20 protein-coding genes and 1 tRNA gene are annotated in these 17,886 nt (G+C 35.5%); 12 read left to right on the forward strand and 9 right to left on the reverse strand.

Annotated features, from left to right (window positions below):
• The first annotated feature begins 70 nt into the window (after positions 1 to 70).
• From H8R24_RS04530 to H8R24_RS04570, 9 genes are all read left to right on the forward strand, one after another.
• Positions 71 to 430: a hypothetical protein gene (locus tag H8R24_RS04530; RefSeq protein ID WP_187017373.1), complete on the forward strand. Its 360-nt coding sequence runs from the start codon at positions 71 to 73 to the stop codon at positions 428 to 430.
• 190 nt (positions 431 to 620) lie between these two features.
• Positions 621 to 1,478, forward strand: a complete 858-nt coding sequence (locus tag H8R24_RS04535) for a DUF3347 domain-containing protein (protein WP_187017374.1) — start codon at positions 621 to 623, stop codon at positions 1,476 to 1,478.
• Positions 1,479 to 1,480: 2 nt separating this feature from the next.
• Positions 1,481 to 2,041 (forward strand): helix-turn-helix domain-containing protein, encoded by a 561-nt coding sequence (locus H8R24_RS04540; RefSeq protein WP_187017375.1) that lies wholly within the window; start codon positions 1,481 to 1,483, stop codon positions 2,039 to 2,041.
• Positions 2,042 to 2,135: 94 nt separating this feature from the next.
• Positions 2,136 to 2,663 (forward strand): DUF3347 domain-containing protein, encoded by a 528-nt coding sequence (locus H8R24_RS04545; protein ID WP_187017376.1) that lies wholly within the window; start codon positions 2,136 to 2,138, stop codon positions 2,661 to 2,663.
• Between the two features lie 56 nt (positions 2,664 to 2,719).
• Positions 2,720 to 5,245, forward strand: a complete 2,526-nt coding sequence (locus tag H8R24_RS04550) for a heavy metal translocating P-type ATPase (RefSeq protein ID WP_187017377.1) — start codon at positions 2,720 to 2,722, stop codon at positions 5,243 to 5,245.
• A gap of 260 nt (positions 5,246 to 5,505) precedes the next feature.
• Entirely contained in the window at positions 5,506 to 5,643 is a 138-nt protein-coding gene (locus tag H8R24_RS04555) for a hypothetical protein (RefSeq protein ID WP_187017378.1), read from the forward strand.
• 21 nt (positions 5,644 to 5,664) lie between these two features.
• A complete protein-coding gene (locus H8R24_RS04560; protein ID WP_187017379.1) occupies positions 5,665 to 7,908 on the forward strand; it encodes a multicopper oxidase family protein in 2,244 nt (747 codons plus the stop codon).
• A gap of 221 nt (positions 7,909 to 8,129) precedes the next feature.
• Positions 8,130 to 8,201: transfer RNA gene (locus H8R24_RS04565), tRNA-Glu, on the forward strand.
• Between the two features lie 181 nt (positions 8,202 to 8,382).
• On the forward strand, positions 8,383 to 9,225 hold the full coding sequence (locus H8R24_RS04570) for an MOSC domain-containing protein (RefSeq protein ID WP_187017380.1): 843 nt from the start codon (positions 8,383 to 8,385) through the stop codon (positions 9,223 to 9,225).
• Between the two features lie 102 nt (positions 9,226 to 9,327).
• Here the strand turns inward: H8R24_RS04570 and H8R24_RS04575 are convergent, their stop codons facing one another.
• From H8R24_RS04575 to H8R24_RS04600, 6 genes are all read right to left on the reverse strand, one after another.
• Complete coding sequence (locus H8R24_RS04575; protein WP_187017381.1) at positions 9,328 to 10,317, reverse strand: phosphotransferase; 990 nt, start codon at positions 10,315 to 10,317, stop codon at positions 9,328 to 9,330.
• Between the two features lie 67 nt (positions 10,318 to 10,384).
• Entirely contained in the window at positions 10,385 to 10,567 is a 183-nt protein-coding gene (locus H8R24_RS04580; protein ID WP_187017382.1) for a hypothetical protein, read from the reverse strand.
• Between the two features lie 73 nt (positions 10,568 to 10,640).
• Positions 10,641 to 11,009: a hypothetical protein gene (locus H8R24_RS04585; protein WP_187017383.1), complete on the reverse strand. Its 369-nt coding sequence runs from the start codon at positions 11,007 to 11,009 to the stop codon at positions 10,641 to 10,643.
• Between the two features lie 107 nt (positions 11,010 to 11,116).
• Positions 11,117 to 11,332: a helix-turn-helix domain-containing protein gene (locus H8R24_RS04590; RefSeq protein WP_187017384.1), complete on the reverse strand. Its 216-nt coding sequence runs from the start codon at positions 11,330 to 11,332 to the stop codon at positions 11,117 to 11,119.
• Positions 11,333 to 11,334: 2 nt separating this feature from the next.
• On the reverse strand, positions 11,335 to 11,850 hold the full coding sequence (locus tag H8R24_RS04595) for a DUF2975 domain-containing protein (RefSeq protein WP_187017385.1): 516 nt from the start codon (positions 11,848 to 11,850) through the stop codon (positions 11,335 to 11,337).
• Between the two features lie 109 nt (positions 11,851 to 11,959).
• Entirely contained in the window at positions 11,960 to 13,135 is a 1,176-nt protein-coding gene (locus H8R24_RS04600) for an MFS transporter (protein ID WP_187017386.1), read from the reverse strand.
• A gap of 273 nt (positions 13,136 to 13,408) precedes the next feature.
• Here H8R24_RS04600 and H8R24_RS04605 point away from each other — a divergent pair, with 273 nt between their 5' ends.
• Together H8R24_RS04605 and H8R24_RS04610 are read left to right on the forward strand one after the other, a co-directional pair.
• Positions 13,409 to 13,663 (forward strand): type II toxin-antitoxin system Phd/YefM family antitoxin, encoded by a 255-nt coding sequence (locus tag H8R24_RS04605; RefSeq protein WP_187017387.1) that lies wholly within the window; start codon positions 13,409 to 13,411, stop codon positions 13,661 to 13,663.
• A gap of 1 nt (position 13,664) precedes the next feature.
• Positions 13,665 to 13,922 carry a Txe/YoeB family addiction module toxin gene (locus tag H8R24_RS04610; protein WP_187017388.1) on the forward strand — a complete coding sequence of 86 codons (258 nt, stop codon included), beginning with the start codon at positions 13,665 to 13,667 and terminating at the stop codon, positions 13,920 to 13,922.
• A gap of 129 nt (positions 13,923 to 14,051) precedes the next feature.
• Here H8R24_RS04610 and H8R24_RS04615 read toward each other — a convergent pair whose 3' ends face one another.
• From H8R24_RS04615 to H8R24_RS04625, 3 genes are all read right to left on the reverse strand, one after another.
• Positions 14,052 to 14,393, reverse strand: a complete 342-nt coding sequence (locus H8R24_RS04615) for a DUF3024 domain-containing protein (protein ID WP_187017389.1) — start codon at positions 14,391 to 14,393, stop codon at positions 14,052 to 14,054.
• 205 nt (positions 14,394 to 14,598) lie between these two features.
• On the reverse strand, positions 14,599 to 15,228 hold the full coding sequence (locus tag H8R24_RS04620; protein WP_187017390.1) for a hypothetical protein: 630 nt from the start codon (positions 15,226 to 15,228) through the stop codon (positions 14,599 to 14,601).
• 287 nt (positions 15,229 to 15,515) lie between these two features.
• On the reverse strand, positions 15,516 to 16,184 hold the full coding sequence (locus H8R24_RS04625) for a hypothetical protein (RefSeq protein ID WP_187017391.1): 669 nt from the start codon (positions 16,182 to 16,184) through the stop codon (positions 15,516 to 15,518).
• A 363-nt stretch (positions 16,185 to 16,547) separates the two neighbouring features.
• On the opposite strand from H8R24_RS04625, the gene H8R24_RS04630 reads away from it, so the two are divergent.
• Positions 16,548 to 17,873, forward strand: a complete 1,326-nt coding sequence (locus tag H8R24_RS04630) for a trigger factor (protein WP_187017392.1) — start codon at positions 16,548 to 16,550, stop codon at positions 17,871 to 17,873.
• The last annotated feature ends 13 nt before the right edge of the window (positions 17,874 to 17,886 follow it).

Consider the following 17,886-nt stretch of genomic DNA (forward strand, 5'->3'; position numbering starts at 1 on the left):
CTGCTTTTAACAAATTATTGTAACTGTTTTTGGTAGGAATCTTTTATTTTTGAATCGTGATTAGCAATAGATGAGAAAAATTTACTTTGTTTTAGTTGTTTTGTTAGGCTTCTTATTGATGCCTGAAACTGCTATGGCTTGCGGTAAATCAGTCAAAAAAGAACAATGTTCTAAGGAAGTGAAAGCTAAAGCCGTTGCAAAAGATTGTTGTGGGATGACGCATCATTCGACTTCCAAAAAATGCACCGGAAAATGCGGTCACTCACTTTGCAGTGTTTCTGTAGTAAATGCAGCTATTCCTCTGGTAGCAGAGTTCGAATTACCGAGTTCGCTATTCGATTTTGAATTACAAAAACCCAAAAATCATTATTCGGCTACCTTTCCTTTGGATGGCTATTCTTCCATTTGGCTTATACCTAAAATAAGCTAAAACTTGGTTTCAACAGCCATAAATGGGTTGTGTTCTTATTTAGTTTCAGAGAATACACCGACAAACACCAATTAAAATTCGTAGATTTATACTATTCGATACTTGATGTAAGTAGGCGTGCGCATGATTAATACCGTCATGCATTACGTGATGTTAAGTAGTGGTTTCTATCTTTAAAAAAATCAAAAAAATGAAAAATTCAATATATAAAATTGTAATGGGATGTGGTTTTTTGCTCTCTATTACTTTGGCTCAGGGCCAAGTTAAAAATGCAAAAACAGAGACTGTGAAAATTATGGGCAATTGCGGCATGTGTAAGGCAATCATAGAAAAAGCAGGGAATAAAAGTAAAATAGCAGCGCTGTCATGGGACAAAGACAGTAAGATAGCGACAATAATATTCGATTCTACACAAACCAATCAAGCCCAAATTCTAAAACGAGTTGCGCTCGCGGGCTATGATAGTCAAAGTTTTCTTGCACCTACAGATGCTTACAATAAGCTTCCAGGATGCTGTCAATATGAAAGGGAATTGAAAGTTGCTGAGAAAACAGAAATAAAAATGGACGATCAAAAAAATCAGGAACAACATGAGGGGGAGGTGAGTACTAGTAAGGAGGAGCAGTTGAATCCAGTTTTTGATGCTTATTTTTCACTCCATGAGGCCTTAGTGCAATCGGATAGTAAAAAGACGGCAACAATTGCGGCTGATTTATTCCAAAAGCTCAATGCTGTTAAAATGGAAGCATTATCCATGAAAGTGCATATGGCCTGGATGAAAGTAATGATAGAGCTAAAAGAAGATGCCGAACATATTGCGGGAACGCAAGATATAAAACACCAAAGAGATCATTTTGCTACGCTTTCTACAAAAATGTATGAACTAGTTAAAGTGTCAAATCTTACGGTACCAGTCTATTATAATGCCTGTCCAATGTATAATAAAGGAGCGGCTGCCAACTGGTTGTCAAAGGAAGAACCGATTAAAAACCCCTTTTATGGTGCTAAAATGTTAAGTTGTGGAAGCACATTAGAAATCTTAAAATAACGATGGTACTATATATTAAAAACATGGTTTGCGACCGGTGCATTATGGTTGTTAAGGCCGAATTACAACGGCTGGCAATTCCGTATAAATCAGTTGCTCTTGGTGAAGTAGTCTTTGAAACGCCCTTGGATGCTACGGTGAAGCAAGATTTGGCTACTAAGTTAATTGCTTTAGGTTTTGAGCTAATTGCTAATACCAAAGACCGAACGGTAACGCAAATCAAAAATTTAATTATTCAGTTGGTTCACTATCAACAGAGTGAGTTAAAGGTGAATTTGTCTCAGTATTTAGTACAGGAACTGTCTCAGGATTACAACAGTTTAAGTCAACAGTTTTCAGAACAGGAGGCCACAACAATTGAGCAATATTACATTTTACAACGCATTGAAAAAGTAAAAGAATTGTTGCGTTATAAGGAATTGTCGCTCAGTGAAATTGCTTTTAAACTGCATTTTACAGATGTAGCTCATTTGAGTAATCAATTTAAAAAAGTAACAGGCGTAACACCAACAGTTTTTAAAAAAATCAAGGAAAACAACAGAAAACAAATAGACACTATTTAAACATACAAATAATAATTAAAATTATACAACAAATAAAATGGACTTAAGTCCGAAATTTGTAGAGTATTCATGTACAATTCTAAATCACTATAAAATGAAATCAAAAATAACATTATTTTTCGCGCTAAGTTTATTCTTATCTGTTTCAATGGCAAAGGCAACAACTCCTTTATACAATCAGGAAGCTGCGGCTAGTTCTTTAACTGCAGTATTTGATAACTACTTCTTGTTAAAGGATGCTTTAGTAAAAACAGATGCAAAAGATGCAGTGGCCAAGGCCAAAGAATTACTAGAATCTGTAAATGAGGTGAAAGCAGCTTCATTGTCAAAAACGGAGCAAGCAACTTGGTTGAAAATGAATAAAAAGATTCAAGCCAATGTGCAAAAAATGGCAACAACAGCTGATATAAAAGGGCAAAGAGCGCTTTTTGTGGTATTGTCAAGTAATATGCAAATCGTTTTGAAAGCATCAAAATACAGTCAGCCTGTGTATGCTCAATTTTGTCCGATGGCAAATGGCGGAAAAGGCGCAAGCTGGTTGAGTAAAGAAAAAGGGGTTAAAAACCCATACTACGGAAACCAAATGTTAACTTGTGGTAGTGTTACAGAAACCATAAAATAGCAACAAAATCAAAAGCGCGATCAAGAAATTAGATGGCGCTTTTTTAATTTAAAAAGATGACACATACGTATAAAATAACAGGCATGTCCTGTAATGGTTGTAGAACCAAAGTAGAAAAAACACTAAACGCTATTGATGGCCTAGAAGCGACAGTAACGCTAGAGCCGCCTATAGCAACAATTACTATGGAGCAACATATTGCGACTACCGTATTTCAAGAAGCATTAAGCGCCGCGGGAAATTATTCGATTACGATGGATATGGGAGTAGGGAATGAGGGTGTCCCAATAGAAGTGAAGTCATGTTGCAACGCAACAACAAAGCACAATCATACGAACGCTCCTGTTGTAAAAGTAGCAGCTGGAAAATACTATTGTCCTATGTTTTGCGAAGGCGATAAAGTGTATGACAAAGCTGGTGATTGTCCTGTATGCGGAATGGATTTAGTACAGCAACCCCTACCGCAACAAGCGGTGCAATATACTTGTCCAATGCATCCTGAAATTATCGAAAACGAAGCTGGTGATTGTCCTATTTGCGGGATGGATTTGGTGCCAATGGAACCCACAGCTACTTCCGAGAACAAAACGTATGATGATTTAATGCGAAAAATGAAAATCGCAATTGCTTTTACCTTGCCTATTTTTATCATAGCCATGTCTGATATGATTCCAGGAAATCCTTTGATGAAAATCATGGATATGCAAACTTGGAATTGGGTGCAATTTGGCTTGTCAATTCCAGTTGTTTTTTATGCTGCTTGGATGTTTTTTGTACGCGCGTACAAATCCGTGATCACTTGGAATCTCAACATGTTTACTTTGATTGGTATTGGAGCTGGTGTTGCGTTTTTATTTAGTGTTTTTGGGTTGTTTTTTCCTGATTTTTTTCCGTCCGAGTTTAAAACCGAGGCAGGAACGGTGCATTTGTACTTTGAGGCAACGACTGTTATTTTGACTTTAGTGTTATTAGGTCAGTTGCTCGAAGCTAGAGCACACAGTAGAACTAGCGGTGCGATCAAAGAATTGATGAAACTAGCGCCTACCAAAGCGACTTTGGTGGTGGATGGAATAGATAAAGTAATTTCGATTCAGGATATAAAAAGAGGCGATTTATTACGCGTGAAACCAGGAGACAAAATTCCAGTTGATGGAAAAATAACAAAGGGCGAAGCAACAATCGATGAATCAATGATCTCTGGAGAACCTATTCCTGTTGATAAAATACTTGATGATGCAGTGATATCTGGAACTATAAACGGAACCAAATCATTTGTAATGGTGGCAGAGAAAATAGGATCTGAAACTTTGCTTTCGCAAATTGTGCAAATGGTGACCGATGCCAGTCGTTCGAGAGCACCAATTCAAAAATTAGCCGATAGGATTGCCAAGTATTTTGTTCCTATTGTTGTAGGAGTTTCGGTGACAACCTTTTTTGTTTGGGCTGTTTTTGGTCCAGATCCGGCTTTGGTGTATGGTTTTATCAATGCAATTGCGGTATTAATTATAGCTTGTCCTTGTGCATTAGGTCTAGCCACGCCTATGTCTGTGATGGTTGGGGTAGGTAAGGGGGCGCAATCTGGGGTTTTGATAAAAAATGCCGAAGCGCTTGAAATTATGAATACCGTAGATGTATTGATTACTGATAAAACGGGAACGATTACTGAAGGGAAACCTTCGGTTGAAAAAGTATATTCGAATGCGAATAATGAAGACGAATTGCTGCAAATGATTGCTTCGCTAAATCAATATAGTGAGCACCCTTTGGCGCAAGCCGTAGTTCAATTTGCGAAAGCGAAAACCATAGCTTTAATCGAAGTAAACGATTTTGATTCGGTTACAGGAATGGGAGTTACAGGAACCGTTGGGGATAAAAAAGTGTCGCTTGGAAATAAAAAGTTGATGGATCAAGTGCAAGCAACAATTGCTCCCGATCTTGAAAGTAAATTGATAGCCGAGCAAAAGTTGGGGAAAACAGTTTCATACATTGCAGTTGATGCTGTAGCAGTTGGGTTTGTAACCATCAAAGACGCGATAAAAGGGACTAGCGCCAACGCTATTAAAGAATTATTGGCGCAAGGAATCGAAGTGATTATGTTAACGGGTGACAATGAGAATACGGCTAAGGCTGTGGCCAATGAGCTGCATCTAACCTCTTTTATAGCGGGTTGTTTGCCACAAGATAAATTGAACGAAATCAAACGTTTACAAGCCGAAGGAAAAATTGTAGCAATGGCGGGTGATGGTATTAATGATGCGCCGGCTTTGGCTCAGGCCAATGTGGGGATCGCCATGGGTACGGGAACAGATGTAGCTATTGAAAGCGCCAAAATAACACTCGTAAAAGGTGATTTACAAGGCATTGTGAAAGCTAAAAAACTGAGCCATGCTGTGATGAAAAACATCCATCAAAACTTATTTTTTGCCTTTTTCTACAACGTCATCGGAATTCCGGTCGCGGCTGGGGTTTTGTTTCCTGTTTTTGGATGGTTATTATCGCCTATGATAGCCGCTTTGGCCATGAGTTTTAGTTCGGTTTCGGTTATTGCAAATGCACTGCGATTACGAGGTTTGAAATTATAGATAAATAACTTGTTTCACCTATTTAATATAAAAACAATTAAGCTCCTAAATGCAAAATTTAACCGCATAGAAACATAGAAAAAGAAAAGTTGGTTCGCCCAGTTCTTGGGTTCACGTCGCTATTGTTTTCTATTATAAAGTGAAACGATTTTCATGATTTACAAAGTCTATGTTTCTATGTGGTTAAAAAGCAACAAAATTAGAATTACGCCCAAGCGGGTTGGGTATATAGTATTTTATTAATATTAAAATATAAAGTTATGGATAATCATGGAAATGAAGGGATGCACATGGGATCTTATGTATTTATGGGTATGCCTGTTTTTTGGTGGGTGTCGATATTGATTTTTGCTTTGTTATTGTTGGTGGCAGCTCATTTGTATAGAAAGAAAAAATAATTGTACTAGAAGTTAAAAAACATGAAAAGTAAAATATACATAATGGGATTGCTAATGGCTTTCTTTTCGGGTACGGCTCAAAAAGTAGTGCGCTACGATTTGTACGTACGAGATACGATTGTCAATTTTGCAGGAAAAGATAAAAAAGCGATAGCGGTCAACGGACAAATTCCGATGCCAACGCTTACTTTTACAGAGGGCGATATTGCCGAAATCTATGTGCATAATGAGCTAAAAGAGTCCACTTCGTTGCACTGGCATGGTTTATTTGTACCAAACCAAGAGGATGGAGTGCCGTTTTTAACACAAATGCCTATAGCGCCAAATACGACTCATAAATATACGTTTCCTGTTATTCAAAGTGGTACGCATTGGTATCATAGTCATTCTGGAATGCAGGAACAAATAGGGATGTATGGTGCATTGATTTTGAAGAAAAAAGAGCACGATCCTACTTTTAGAAAAGGAATTGACGATTTGCCCGCTGTTCCTGTGGTTTTGAGTGAGTGGACAAACTACAATCCGAAGAATGTACATCGAATGTTGCACAACGCCTCCGATTGGTTTGCGATTAAAAAAGGAACAACCCAAAGTTATGCTGAGGCCATAAAGAGTGGTCATTTTAAAACCAAATTCAATAATGAATGGAAACGCATGTTAGCCATGGATGTGAGTGACGTGTATTATGATAAATTCTTGATTAATGGTGCCAATGAATCTATGGCTAACGTTTTAAGTAAATCTAAAGCAGGAGATAAAGTGCGTTTACGAATTTCAAATGCAGGTGCTTCGTCTTATTTTTGGTTAACCTATGCCGGAGGGAAAATTACGGTCGTTGCTAATGATGGTAATGATGTAGAACCAGTTGAAGTGGATCGATTAATCATTGGCGTTTCGGAGACCTATGATGTGGTAGTCACTATTCCTGCTGATAATACGGCGTATGAATTTTTAGCTACACCAGAGGACCGTACAAAATCGGCTTCACTCTACATAGGCAATGGCATCAAGCAATTAGTTTCACCTTTACCAAAATTGAACTATTTTGAGGGGATGAAAATGATGAATGGTATGATGAATATGGATGGAACCATGAATGAGATGGGTATGAATATGAGCTTGCAAAAAATGGATATGAATACTGTTATGTATCCAGAAATCACTGGAAGTTCAACAATGGAAATGGATAAGGAAGACGACAATAGGGGGACTGAGATGGATCATTCAAACCATACCGCTGCTCCAGCGGCTATTGTAACGCTAAATTATTCGATGCTAAAATCACCTACTGTGACTACGCTTCCTAAAGACGCTCCTGTTCGAGAATTGCGCTTTGAGTTAACGGGAAATATGAATCGCTATTTGTGGAGTATGGACAATAAAGTCCTATCAGAAACAGATAAGATTTTGATTAAAAAAGGCGAAAATGTTCGAATTGTCTTGTATAATAATTCGATGATGCGCCACCCAATGCATTTGCATGGACATGATTTTAGAGTATTGAATGGTAAAGGTGAGTACGCTCCGTTGAAAAACGTACTGGATATTATGCCAATGGAAACGGATACCATTGAGTTTAATGCGAATGCGGATGGAGATTGGTTTTTTCACTGTCATATTTTATATCACATGATGGCGGGAATGAACCGCGTTTTTAGTTATCAAAATGCTGCGCCAAATCCACTTTTGCCCAATAAAGAATGGGCTTATAAAAAATTACAATCAGAGAGTAATGGGTCTCATTTTATGGCTGAAAATGATTTTGCAACCAATGGGAATGATGGCCGCGCCATGGTGCAAAATGCAAGATGGAGTTTTGAAACCGAATGGCGTTTGGGGTATCATGACAGTCATGGATATGAAACAGAAACGCATATTGGGAGGTATATTGGTAAAAATCAGTGGTTGATGCCGTTTATAGGTTTTGACTGGCGTTATAGAAAGTTTGGGATGGATGAGGTAGAAAAAAATGTTTTTGGTCAAGCCAATACTAAGGACAATCGTTCTGTGATAAGTCTAGGAATCAATTATACTTTGCCGCTTTTAGTCATTGCGCAAGCTGAGGTTTTTCAGGATGGAAACATTCGCTTTCAATTAATGCGCGAAGATATTCCTGTTTCAAAAAGAGTCCGAATGGCTTTTATGGTCAATACGGATAAGGAATACATGGCAGGATTAAAATATATTATAGGTAAAAACATCGGGCTATCTACACATTATGATAGCGATATGGGTGTTGGTTTTGGGTTAAATTTAAATTATTAAGGGATTGAAAAGTAGTTTTTATCTTAAAATTGACTGTTTTTTATAAAATAAACAACTGCTGAGATGAAATTTTTTAGATTTGTTTTTCAATGGTAATCCTTCATAATGAAACCGTTATAATTTTCGAATAAAAAAAAGAAGATTTAATGCAAGGACTTTTAGCTTTTGGCTTTGCACATCTCGAAAATAGTGCTAATTTTGCACCCGCAATACAAAAGCAGGGCCCGTTCGTCTATCGGTTAGGACGCATGGTTTTCATCCATGTAAGAGCGGTTCGATTCCGCTACGGGCTACAAAATGTATCAAACAGTGATTGGTTTTATTCTTAGAATCATTGTGCTACTAGAAAATGGGAATTAGTGCAATTTTCATTTTAAAATTCAAACTAAGCCTCGAAAGTGAACTCTTTCGAGGCTTTTTTTATTGTTGGTGTTCGATTTGGTTTTTTGTAGATTTGATAAAAAATAAGTCAGTATGTTGCAACTTTCAGAAATCTGGATTTATCCTGTAAAATCATTAGGAGGAATAGCTGTTCAATCAGCATTGGTTACGGCTCGTGGTTTAGAGCACGATCGCCGCTGGATGTTGGTCGATGAGCAAGGTGTTTTTTTATCTCAAAGAACAACACCCGAGTTGGCACTTTTTGGTACTGATATTAGCGACAATTATTTGGTGATTAGTCATAAAGATCAGTTAGGAAATACGTTAAAAATTGATTTAAATGCAAACAAGTCTACAGCAGATGATCTAATAAAAACGATGGTTTGGGATGATGCTGTTGATGCTATTGAAGTGGGTTCGTCATTTTCAGCATGGTTTTCAACTATTTTAAAACAGCCTGTTCGATTGGTATATATGCCGGAAGAAAGCCATCGTAAAGTAGATCCAAATTTTGCTCAAACCACTGCTGATATCAATTCATTTTCGGATGGATTTCCTTTTTTGATTATTGGTCAGACGGCATTGGATGATTTGAATGCAAGGTTGAAAGAAGCAGTTCCTATGAAACGTTTTAGGCCCAATTTTGTTTTCACAGGAGGGCAAGCATCCGAAGAGGAGACTTGGAGCGAATTAACCATTGGGAACCACCTTTTTCATGGGGTAAAACCGTGTGGAAGATGTGTACTCGTAACAGTAGATCCCGAAAAAGGAGTTTTGGCTGGCAAAGAGCCTTTGCTTACCTTGTCTAAATACAAACGATCAGGCAATAATGTTATTTTTGGACAAAATTTAATTGCTGCAGCCAGTGGCAGAGTAAGCGTTGGAGACGCTATTGCGGTTAGTAAAACAAAAATTTTCGAAATTAGAGAGGATTAATTTCTTTGTAATCTTTTTTGTTGGGTTAAACCCAAAGTAAAAATAATAGAAAAGCCATGAGTATTCATGGCTTTTTTGCGTAAAAATGTATAAAAAACAATTCTATGATTTTTGTTTTTCGGGATAATCCAACCACGATTTTAATCGGGCTACATACATTAATTTTAAATAGTTTTCGGTCAAAAAAACATTCGACCAATCAAATCGTTGCGATTGAACACCAAGATAAAAAAGCCATATTGCAGCTCCGGCTTCAGGTATTAATTGTAACTCTTCAACGGTTAATGAACGAATGCTTTGGTAGCCTTTTAAGAATTGTTCTTTTTTACTCTCGTATTCTACTTTATTGTTTTCTATATGAAACAACTGTTTGCAAAAATAAGCCACATCCAAAACTAACGGACCGTTGCCACAAAAATCAAAATCAAAAATTGTGATTGCGCTCTCCTCAGTGATACTCATATTATCGTACCAAATATCCAAATGAACAATTCCTTTGGAAATCTCAGAATGATCGACACTTTCAAAAGTTTGCGTTATGCGATCGCAAACAGTTTTTAAGTATTGCATTTCTGGATTTTCTGCTGGAAAATGCTGTAACGCTTGTTTGTAGGGCGTTTTTAGTAAAGTTTCAGGATTATAAGCAACTCGGTTGCAACTTTTGTCTACTGTTATTTGGTGTACTTGCGCCATGAGTACGCCAATTTTAAAGCACGTTGCTTGATCCATAAACCGCATTTTTCCGCCTTCGGCAAAAGAGAAAAGTACCGCATGACGCAATCCTTCGGGCGCATTTATATCTTGGATAAACTGTTTGTTTCGATCAGCAATAGGATATGAAATACTAGTGCTGTTTTGTTTTAAAAGTAACAGCAGGTCAATTTCAGCTTCAATTTCTTCCTTAGAACGCCAGTTGTAGCAATACACGCGCAGCATATATTTATGATCGTTATCAGTAATGAAATAGGTATGGTTGATGCCCGTTCTAAACAATTGGCAAGTTGCATTCGCACTCAAATTGTATTTTTCAATAGCGAATTGTCCAAGAGCAGTTGCAGAGAGTGTGGTGCTGGTAACTGGAAAGTGGGTCATGTTGTGGTTTTTAGTGGAGCACAAAGGTATCATTTCAGCATTGATATTAAGTCTTACAGCTGCTCAATCAATCTTTTTTGTCTTGTTGTTCGGTTTGATTTTGCTTTTGGTGCGGCAAGCTGTCGCCGACATTCATTCCGGACGCCATTCCGATCATAAAAGCGGTTATGACTACCATAATTTTTCTTTTAGCCCAAAGAATAGGGTGCGTAGATTGCTCTAAACGCGATTTATTTTTTTGTTTATACATGATGTAATTGATAAATGATGAAACATTTGATAGCATCGTTATGCCATAGAAAGCATAAATGCCTAGTAGATTTCTAAGCTATGTATAAACTAGTGTGTGCGTTACGAGCAGTAATAGTCTCGTTTAAAAATAAATTTTGGGCAATAAATGAAGTGATTTTTTGAAACAGTTGGGTTCTGGTTTTTAAGATTGCCGGAACGCTAAGGCTGTAGCTGATTGCAAATTGAAGGTAAGTAAGCGGAATAGAAAATACGGACTGTGCCGCTGAAATTTGCTTGAAAAAGACTGTTTTTGAGCGAGCCGTTTTTGCATCGTTACTTACAATTGCATTTGAAAATTGGTAATATTCAACTGAATTAATTGAAGAAACTAATGCACCATCGTTCACTATCAAGCCAAAAGCAAGAAAGAGCGCAATAAGATATTTTAGTTGTTTGATCAATTGAAGGGTTGTTAATCTAAAACAAATGTACGTGTTCTTTACATTTAAATGTTTTAGAGGTCTATTATAAAGTAGTTTTTTAAGGATTTAAAAAGAATCAACCTCAATTAAGAGGTAGATTCTTTGACATATTCCATAATGTCCCCTGGTTGACATTCTAATATTTTGCAAATCAATTCGAGTGTAGAAAAACGAATTGCTTTGGCTTTTCCTGTTTTTAAAATAGAGAGGTTTGCGGTAGTGATGCCAATTCTTTCAGCAAGTTCATTAGAGCGCATTTTTCTTTTCGCAAGCATCACATCAACGTTTATTACTATAGCCATAATTATACTGTTAGTTCGTTTTCGTCTTTAAGATTTTTTGCAATTTTAAATACTTCACTTAATACCATGAAAAATAATGCTAATGTAATTACAGGAAAATTTAAACCTATGTAATTCAAATTAACAGGGGTGTTTCCTATTTTTATAAGATAGATTATTTTAATAAATAAAATAGGTGTGCCTTTTAATATTGCAGATAAAATTAGACTTTTCCCTATTTTATTTAAAAGTAAAATAACTTGATGGTCAAAAATTTTATTTTCCATGAATAGAAAGACAACTTTTCTAAGTAGATAAATACTATAGATAAATATAAAAGAGCTTATTGTGATCAGGCTGAAAACGATTTTTGAATTTACATCAATTATTGATAAATCGATATTTTCTATTTCATACGGCTTTTGAATTTTATAATTAAAAAGTATTTTGCTTAATTTAACAGATACAAGGAAAGTGGAAAAGATAGATGTAAAGAAAAGTAGATTAATAAAGTTTTTTAAATAGTGTAGTTTTTTCATGATTATGTTTTTTTAAATTCATGACAAACATATTAATTAATTATTGATTAACAATAATAAAATACCAAAAAAAACAATATTTTTTTTTATTTTTTGATGATTTTTAAAATTACTGTCTTTTGTTTTTTTGGCGTAAAGCCAATAATCCAAAGATAGGACCAATAGCCAAACAAAAATAAATCAAACTGCTGTTAGTCAACAGTTGCAGCCCACTAATTAATTGGATGCTAATGATTGTGATGGCAAAGCCAATGCTGTTTACCAAGGTAAGTGCAGTTCCTTTTACTTCGGCAGGAGCATTTTGTGCTACCAGGGTAGAGAGCAATGGAGAATCGGCAACTACGGCCATTCCCCAGAAAAGTAAGAAAGCAATAAATAGTATTGCTGAAGGTTGGGTGAATAATAGTGGCGATATAAGACAACAAACACAAGATAGTAACAAAGCAATGGTTGCTATTTTTTTAGTGCCAAAACTTTCTGATAAATAACCGCTCAGTACACAAGCAAGTCCACCAATACCGATGATAGTAAACGATAAAATAGGAATATTGAATTGTGTTTCGGTATGGAGGCTCGTGTAGGTTTTGAGCATTAATGGAACAAAAGCCCAAAAAGCATAGAGTTCCCACATATGACCAAAGTAACCAAAAGCAGCGGTACGTAAATTTTTGTTTTTAAATATTCCAAAAAAAGCATTGATGTTGACTCCTTGGCTCGGTTTTCTAAAAGGACCGTCAGGAACTAAAAACACCATCATCAATCCGCCTAAAATGGCGAGTCCGGCAGTGCAGAGAATGACAAGTTCCCAAGGCAAACCAGAAGTCATCCCTTTAAGAAAATGCGGAAAAGCGGTTCCTAAAACGAGCGCGCCAACTAAAAAGCCTAATGATTTCCCCAATCCTTTTTCAAAATAATCGGCGGCAATTTTCATTCCTACAGGATAGATTCCGGCAAGGAAAAAACCAGTTAGAAATCGAATACTCAACATGCTTGCGAGATTATTTCCATCCCATAAAATCCCAAGGTTGCATGCAGCGCCAAGCAAAGCACTGATTAAAAATACTTTTGAAGGCGAAAACCGATCGGCTACGGCTAATAGAGCAAAGACTAATGTTCCTAAGATGAAACCAAATTGCACTGCTGAGGTTAAATAGCTCACGGCATTTGGGTTGAGGTTGAAATGCAATACTAAATCACTCATGACAGCATTGCTGGCAAACCAAAGCGAGGTGCAACAAAATTGAGCGATAACAATTATAGGGAGAATATTTTTGGACGGTTTCATTTACTTGTATTTTACAGCCTTTTTAAAGGAGGAAAGCAAAATTAAAGTATTATTTACGATTGAACCTTTTATTTAATATTCTTTTGGCTTTATGGTTTGAGGGAATGCTTCAAGATTGCAAAAGTCATTGCGAGGAACGAAGCGATCAAGGCTGACGCACTATGATTTATGAAAGGAGATTTCGAGAAATAGAAATAAGTTGCCAACAATAGTTGGATAAATAATATAAAAAAATAAAATATTGTACATAAATTTGTACAAAACACATTAATTATGATAGTCACAAGTATTTCAGATTTCAGAAAAGATATTAAATCTTACCTTGATAGAGTATCAATCAACTTTGAAACGCTAATTATCAATCGCGGAAAAGATTCAGGAATTGTTGTTATTTCATTGGAAGAATACGATTCATTAATGGCAACAAATTATGAATTGTTGAACAGAGCGAACGAGAGTAGATTGGATGCTGCAATTGAAAAATTTAAGAGTGGAAAATCGTTTTCTAAAGACTTAATTGAGGAGTAAAATGAAATATGTATTTGTTGACGAATCTTGGGGAGATTATTTGTATTGGCAAAAAATAGATAAGAAAAAAGTTAAAAAAATAAATGAGCTACTCAAAGATATTTCAAGGAATCCTTTTAAGGGAATAAGGAATCCAGAAGCGTTAAAGCACAAATATGCTGGATTTTGGTCCAGAAGAATTGATGATGAACATCGAGTAATTTATCGATTTATAGATGATGAAATTCAGATTTTGAAATGTAGACATCATTACGATTAATAGTAAACCGGGTAACGCACCTTGGTGGCTATTGCTAAATTGACTGAAATTACTATTTTTAAATTGTATTTTTCGTTTAGCCAGAAATTTTCGTCTTTGAACTCTGCAACAGCCACAAGCGCGAAAACGCTATCCCCAAAAGCAACTATAGTCATCTTTTTCTATTAATCGAATAAAATCTAATAGATTTTTTACAGTTGGTTGCGGTTTGTAGGCATGCCATTTTAAATCGGATTTTTGCCAAAAAACTTTCCATTGATCGTCTTTTTGAACATAAGTAGCTTTGGCAATATCATTTTCAACTTTCTCTTTAGGATCCATCCAGTCGGGTCTAATTTCGAAGATGAACACACTTTGTTTTTCAATTCGGTATCCAATATCAATTTGAGACCTCATTTCTTCCTCTGGACGAATGTAGGATAAATAGTTTTCAATTTCTTCTATCTCGATACTAGCTATTTCGTATTTCATTTTTAGTTTTTTTTTAGTTTTACCATGTGATTCTCCACAGTGTTTTGATTCACCATGTCAATTATTTAAAGTCATTGCAAGCAACGAAGCGGTCACGGTTGTTGTATCTGGTTTTTAAAATGTAAAGAAATGAAAAATAATTTAAAATAACTTATTGTACCGGTTGAGGTAATGAGTTATAAGTTCTCGTTACCATTGAGAATTGCTAGAATAAATTTTTATCAGAAAATTTAAAATCTTGTATTTTAGGCAGTGGCCTCATTATAATTGTTTTTTTTCGTTGACTTAATACTTTGTCTGAGCCTAATAACTCATTGGTTTCGATTCGGGTACCCGTGATTAAGTTAAACGTTGCTTCTGTAAATAATGTGTTTTCGTCAGTATAGCCTTGGGTGGCATTGTTTGTTAATTTTTTTACATTAATTAGCTCAAAATTGCCGTTTTGATATTTGAAATCGTAGGTAATATTACCGTTTTTAATTTCGCTCCACATTGTTAGGATGCCATTTTCAATAAAAAAATCTGGAATTTGGTATCCGTTATATGCTCCGTGGTTTTCAGCGGGTAATTGTGGTTCAATTATTTTGGTTGAAGATACGGCTAAAGTTAATTTTTTGTTTGGTTGCGATAATAAAATTTGTAGCATTAACGGTCGTGTTGCATCTGTGGTGTCCATTTTAACGGTTAGTTTATCCTTTCTTCCATCATTGTTTAAGTCGCCTGTTTCTTCTCTTACTAGGTAAGTATAATTGCTTGTTTTTTTAGTGTTTTGAGCAGATAAGTTCATTTGGACTGCAAACAAAATAAAAGCAAAATACAGCGCAATGTTTTTCATGGTTTAAAATTTATTTTTGATATGTTTTCGAACTCAGCACGAAAGTTTCCGTCATTATAGTGGAGATGTATTTGGGTCAGTTTTTTTTCATTAAAATACTTGTAGGCTAAAAACTATGAGGCTTCGAATAGGTTGTTTAGTGTTTTAAAGAGTGATGAACGCCAATTTTTTAGTGGTTTGAGGTTTTGTTAAATTAATAGCTACTCAGTACCCATCTAAAGAAAAAGTGCAACTGAAGCGTTTTTTTTTAGATAAGCTACACAGTCTGTGTTTTGTAACAGCAATGGTTAATATTCTGTCAGCCAAATAAATAGTAGAATTGCCCCCTGTATGGCAAATACGATCCAGATCAATTTTTTACTTGGTTCGGACATGTTTTTTAAACTTTGGATGGTTTTTTCTTTGATGATGTCGTTAAAGTTTTGATTCTCCTGCTGAAAATCAACGTCGTTTAATTTAATTTTTTTCATGCCAAATACAATAATCTTTCTCAGCCATTTGTTTTCAGTTTTATCATTTTGAATCTCTTGTATTATTTTGAGTTTGTTTAAAGAAAAATCTCCAGTGTTTTTTAAGATTTGTGGTTGTTTAGTTTGGAGTTTTTGAAAAGTTTTTTCTAAAAAAGGGTTAATTAAACTTTCAGACTTGTCGGTAATTAATTGGTGCGATAATTTTGATATTATGTACTTGTTTGAAAGTGCAAAAAAGATAAATGGGCTGAAAATAAAAGTTAAATACCACAATAGAGAACCAATTGGGCGCGTAAAAAATGTCAATATTAAAAAAGGAATAGGACTTACGTGTCCAGAATGCCCAGCATCAATGTTTTTAGTTAATATAAAGAACTCTATGATAGTAACTGTAATGGTGATCAATGTTGCTAACACATTTATTTTTAAAAAACTAAACAGGGCAATTCCGGATAGTTTTGCGTAGTACTTAAAATTTTCTTTCATTTTTTTATTTTGTGATTTGGCTGTATTATTTATTGTTTTATCTTTTTCTAATTCAAATATAGGCTAATTATCTTATAAATTATAGTAGAATGGTGATTGCTGGCAATTTGTGTTGCGTGAAGGGTGGTAGTGGAGCTCTTTATTGTTTTATCCCGTAGGGTAAATCAATAAAAGCGGGAACGAACGACCTGACCCTTGTGGTCACGCCCAAAATAAAGAGAAGAGACTCGGTTTTTGGACTTAGAATTGACCGAAATTATATGTCGTTCTTAGGCGTCAGGATCGAGGATAAAAAAGCTTGGTTGGCTTGGAAAAATTTTATAATTTTGCATTCCGAATTTATAATGTAAATTAAAGAAGAAGATGGATATTAAAAGAGTAGCAATAGACGCTGTAAATGAAACAATTGTAATGACAGTTGTTCATATGGATTATAAAGGTCAAGTAGCAAAAAGAATTAACGAAAAAATGCCTTTGGCAACTGTAAAAGGTTTTAGAAAAGGACAAGTTCCTAAAGATCTTGTAGCTAAACAATATGGTAAAGCAATTAAAGAAGAGGAAGTAAAAAAGGTTGTTGATTTAGCGCTTGAGCGTTTTATTCAATCGGAGAGATTAAACCTTCTAGGAACTCCACTTCCTAAAGTGAATGAAAACTTTGATTGGGATGCTGAAGAGTTGACTTTTGAATATGAAATTGGTTTAGTTCCTAACTTCGAATTGGATTTAGATGCTAAAAACGATATCGTAAAATACGTAGTTACTGCTGATGATAAATTAATTGACGGTCAAGTAGAGCGTATCCAAAAACAATTTGGAACTGCAATTCCACAAGAAGTGGTTGCTGCAGATTCTGATGTTACTGGAACTTTCGCTAACGAAGAAAAAGGAATTAATAACGCAACTACTATCGCTGCAGATCTTTTTAAAGACAAAGCTACTTTTGATTTATTCATTGGTAAAAAAGTAGGTGATGTTGTTACTGTAAATACAAAAGGTTTATTTGAAGACGACCACCAATTGATGGACGTTATGAAAGTAAGTCATGATGATGTTCATGGTTTAGACGTTGATGTAAACTTCACTATTGAAGCAATCAACACAGCAGAATTGGCTGAATTGAACCAAGAATTGTTTGATAAATTGTTTGGTGAAGGTAAAGTAGCTTCTCTTGATGAATTGAAAGCAAAAATCAAAGAGGATGCTGAGAACCAATTTGCAACTCAAGCAGATCAAAAATTATTAGGAGATGTTACTGAGTTCTTAATCGAAAACACAAAATTTGATTTACCAGCTGAGTTCTTGAAAAAATGGTTGCAAACTGTAGGAGAGAAAAAATTATCTCCAGAAGAAGCAGAAGTTGAATATGCACGTTCTGAAAAAGGATTGCGTTTTCAATTGATCGAAGGTAGAGCAATGGCTCAGTCTGACATCAAAATTACTTTTGAAGACTTAAAAACGTTTACTACAAAAAATATCCGTCAACAAATGGCACAATTCGGACAAACAAATCCAACGGACGAAGAAGTTCAAGGAATTGTTGCGAGAGTATTGTCTAACCAAGACGAAGTAAAAAGACTTTCTGACCAAGTGGTTGCTGAAAAATTATTGGAATTGTTCAAAGAAAAAGCACAGCCAACAACTAAAGAAGTTACTTACGATGAATTTATTGCTGCGTCTTACGGAGAATAAATCGAAGTCTGTA

The sequence above is a fragment of the Flavobacterium muglaense genome (assembly GCF_014305155.1).
Classification (GTDB): domain Bacteria; phylum Bacteroidota; class Bacteroidia; order Flavobacteriales; family Flavobacteriaceae; genus Flavobacterium; species Flavobacterium muglaense.

Bases quoted from the DNA above. Each gene is read 5' to 3' on its own strand.
- H8R24_RS04620 (WP_187017390.1), bottom strand. From the start codon at position 15,228: ATGAAAAACATTGCGCTGTATTTTGCTTTTATTTTGTTTGCAGTCCAA.
- H8R24_RS04530 (WP_187017373.1), top strand. From the start codon at position 71: ATGAGAAAAATTTACTTTGTTTTAGTTGTTTTGTTAGGCTTCTTATTG.
- H8R24_RS04630 (WP_187017392.1), top strand. From the start codon at position 16,548: ATGGATATTAAAAGAGTAGCAATAGACGCTGTAAATGAAACAATTGTA.
- H8R24_RS04540 (WP_187017375.1), top strand. From the start codon at position 1,481: ATGGTACTATATATTAAAAACATGGTTTGCGACCGGTGCATTATGGTT.
- H8R24_RS04615 (WP_187017389.1), bottom strand. From the start codon at position 14,393: ATGAAATACGAAATAGCTAGTATCGAGATAGAAGAAATTGAAAACTAT.
- H8R24_RS04595 (WP_187017385.1), bottom strand. From the start codon at position 11,850: ATGAAAAAACTACACTATTTAAAAAACTTTATTAATCTACTTTTCTTT.
- H8R24_RS04545 (WP_187017376.1), top strand. From the start codon at position 2,136: ATGAAATCAAAAATAACATTATTTTTCGCGCTAAGTTTATTCTTATCT.
- H8R24_RS04600 (WP_187017386.1), bottom strand. From the start codon at position 13,135: ATGAAACCGTCCAAAAATATTCTCCCTATAATTGTTATCGCTCAATTT.
- H8R24_RS04605 (WP_187017387.1), top strand. From the start codon at position 13,409: ATGATAGTCACAAGTATTTCAGATTTCAGAAAAGATATTAAATCTTAC.
- H8R24_RS04610 (WP_187017388.1), top strand. From the start codon at position 13,665: ATGAAATATGTATTTGTTGACGAATCTTGGGGAGATTATTTGTATTGG.
- H8R24_RS04560 (WP_187017379.1), top strand. From the start codon at position 5,665: ATGAAAAGTAAAATATACATAATGGGATTGCTAATGGCTTTCTTTTCG.
- H8R24_RS04535 (WP_187017374.1), top strand. From the start codon at position 621: ATGAAAAATTCAATATATAAAATTGTAATGGGATGTGGTTTTTTGCTC.
- H8R24_RS04580 (WP_187017382.1), bottom strand. From the start codon at position 10,567: ATGTATAAACAAAAAAATAAATCGCGTTTAGAGCAATCTACGCACCCT.
- H8R24_RS04570 (WP_187017380.1), top strand. From the start codon at position 8,383: ATGTTGCAACTTTCAGAAATCTGGATTTATCCTGTAAAATCATTAGGA.
- H8R24_RS04590 (WP_187017384.1), bottom strand. From the start codon at position 11,332: ATGGCTATAGTAATAAACGTTGATGTGATGCTTGCGAAAAGAAAAATG.
- H8R24_RS04625 (WP_187017391.1), bottom strand. From the start codon at position 16,184: ATGAAAGAAAATTTTAAGTACTACGCAAAACTATCCGGAATTGCCCTG.
- H8R24_RS04555 (WP_187017378.1), top strand. From the start codon at position 5,506: ATGGATAATCATGGAAATGAAGGGATGCACATGGGATCTTATGTATTT.
- H8R24_RS04575 (WP_187017381.1), bottom strand. From the start codon at position 10,317: ATGACCCACTTTCCAGTTACCAGCACCACACTCTCTGCAACTGCTCTT.
- H8R24_RS04550 (WP_187017377.1), top strand. From the start codon at position 2,720: ATGACACATACGTATAAAATAACAGGCATGTCCTGTAATGGTTGTAGA.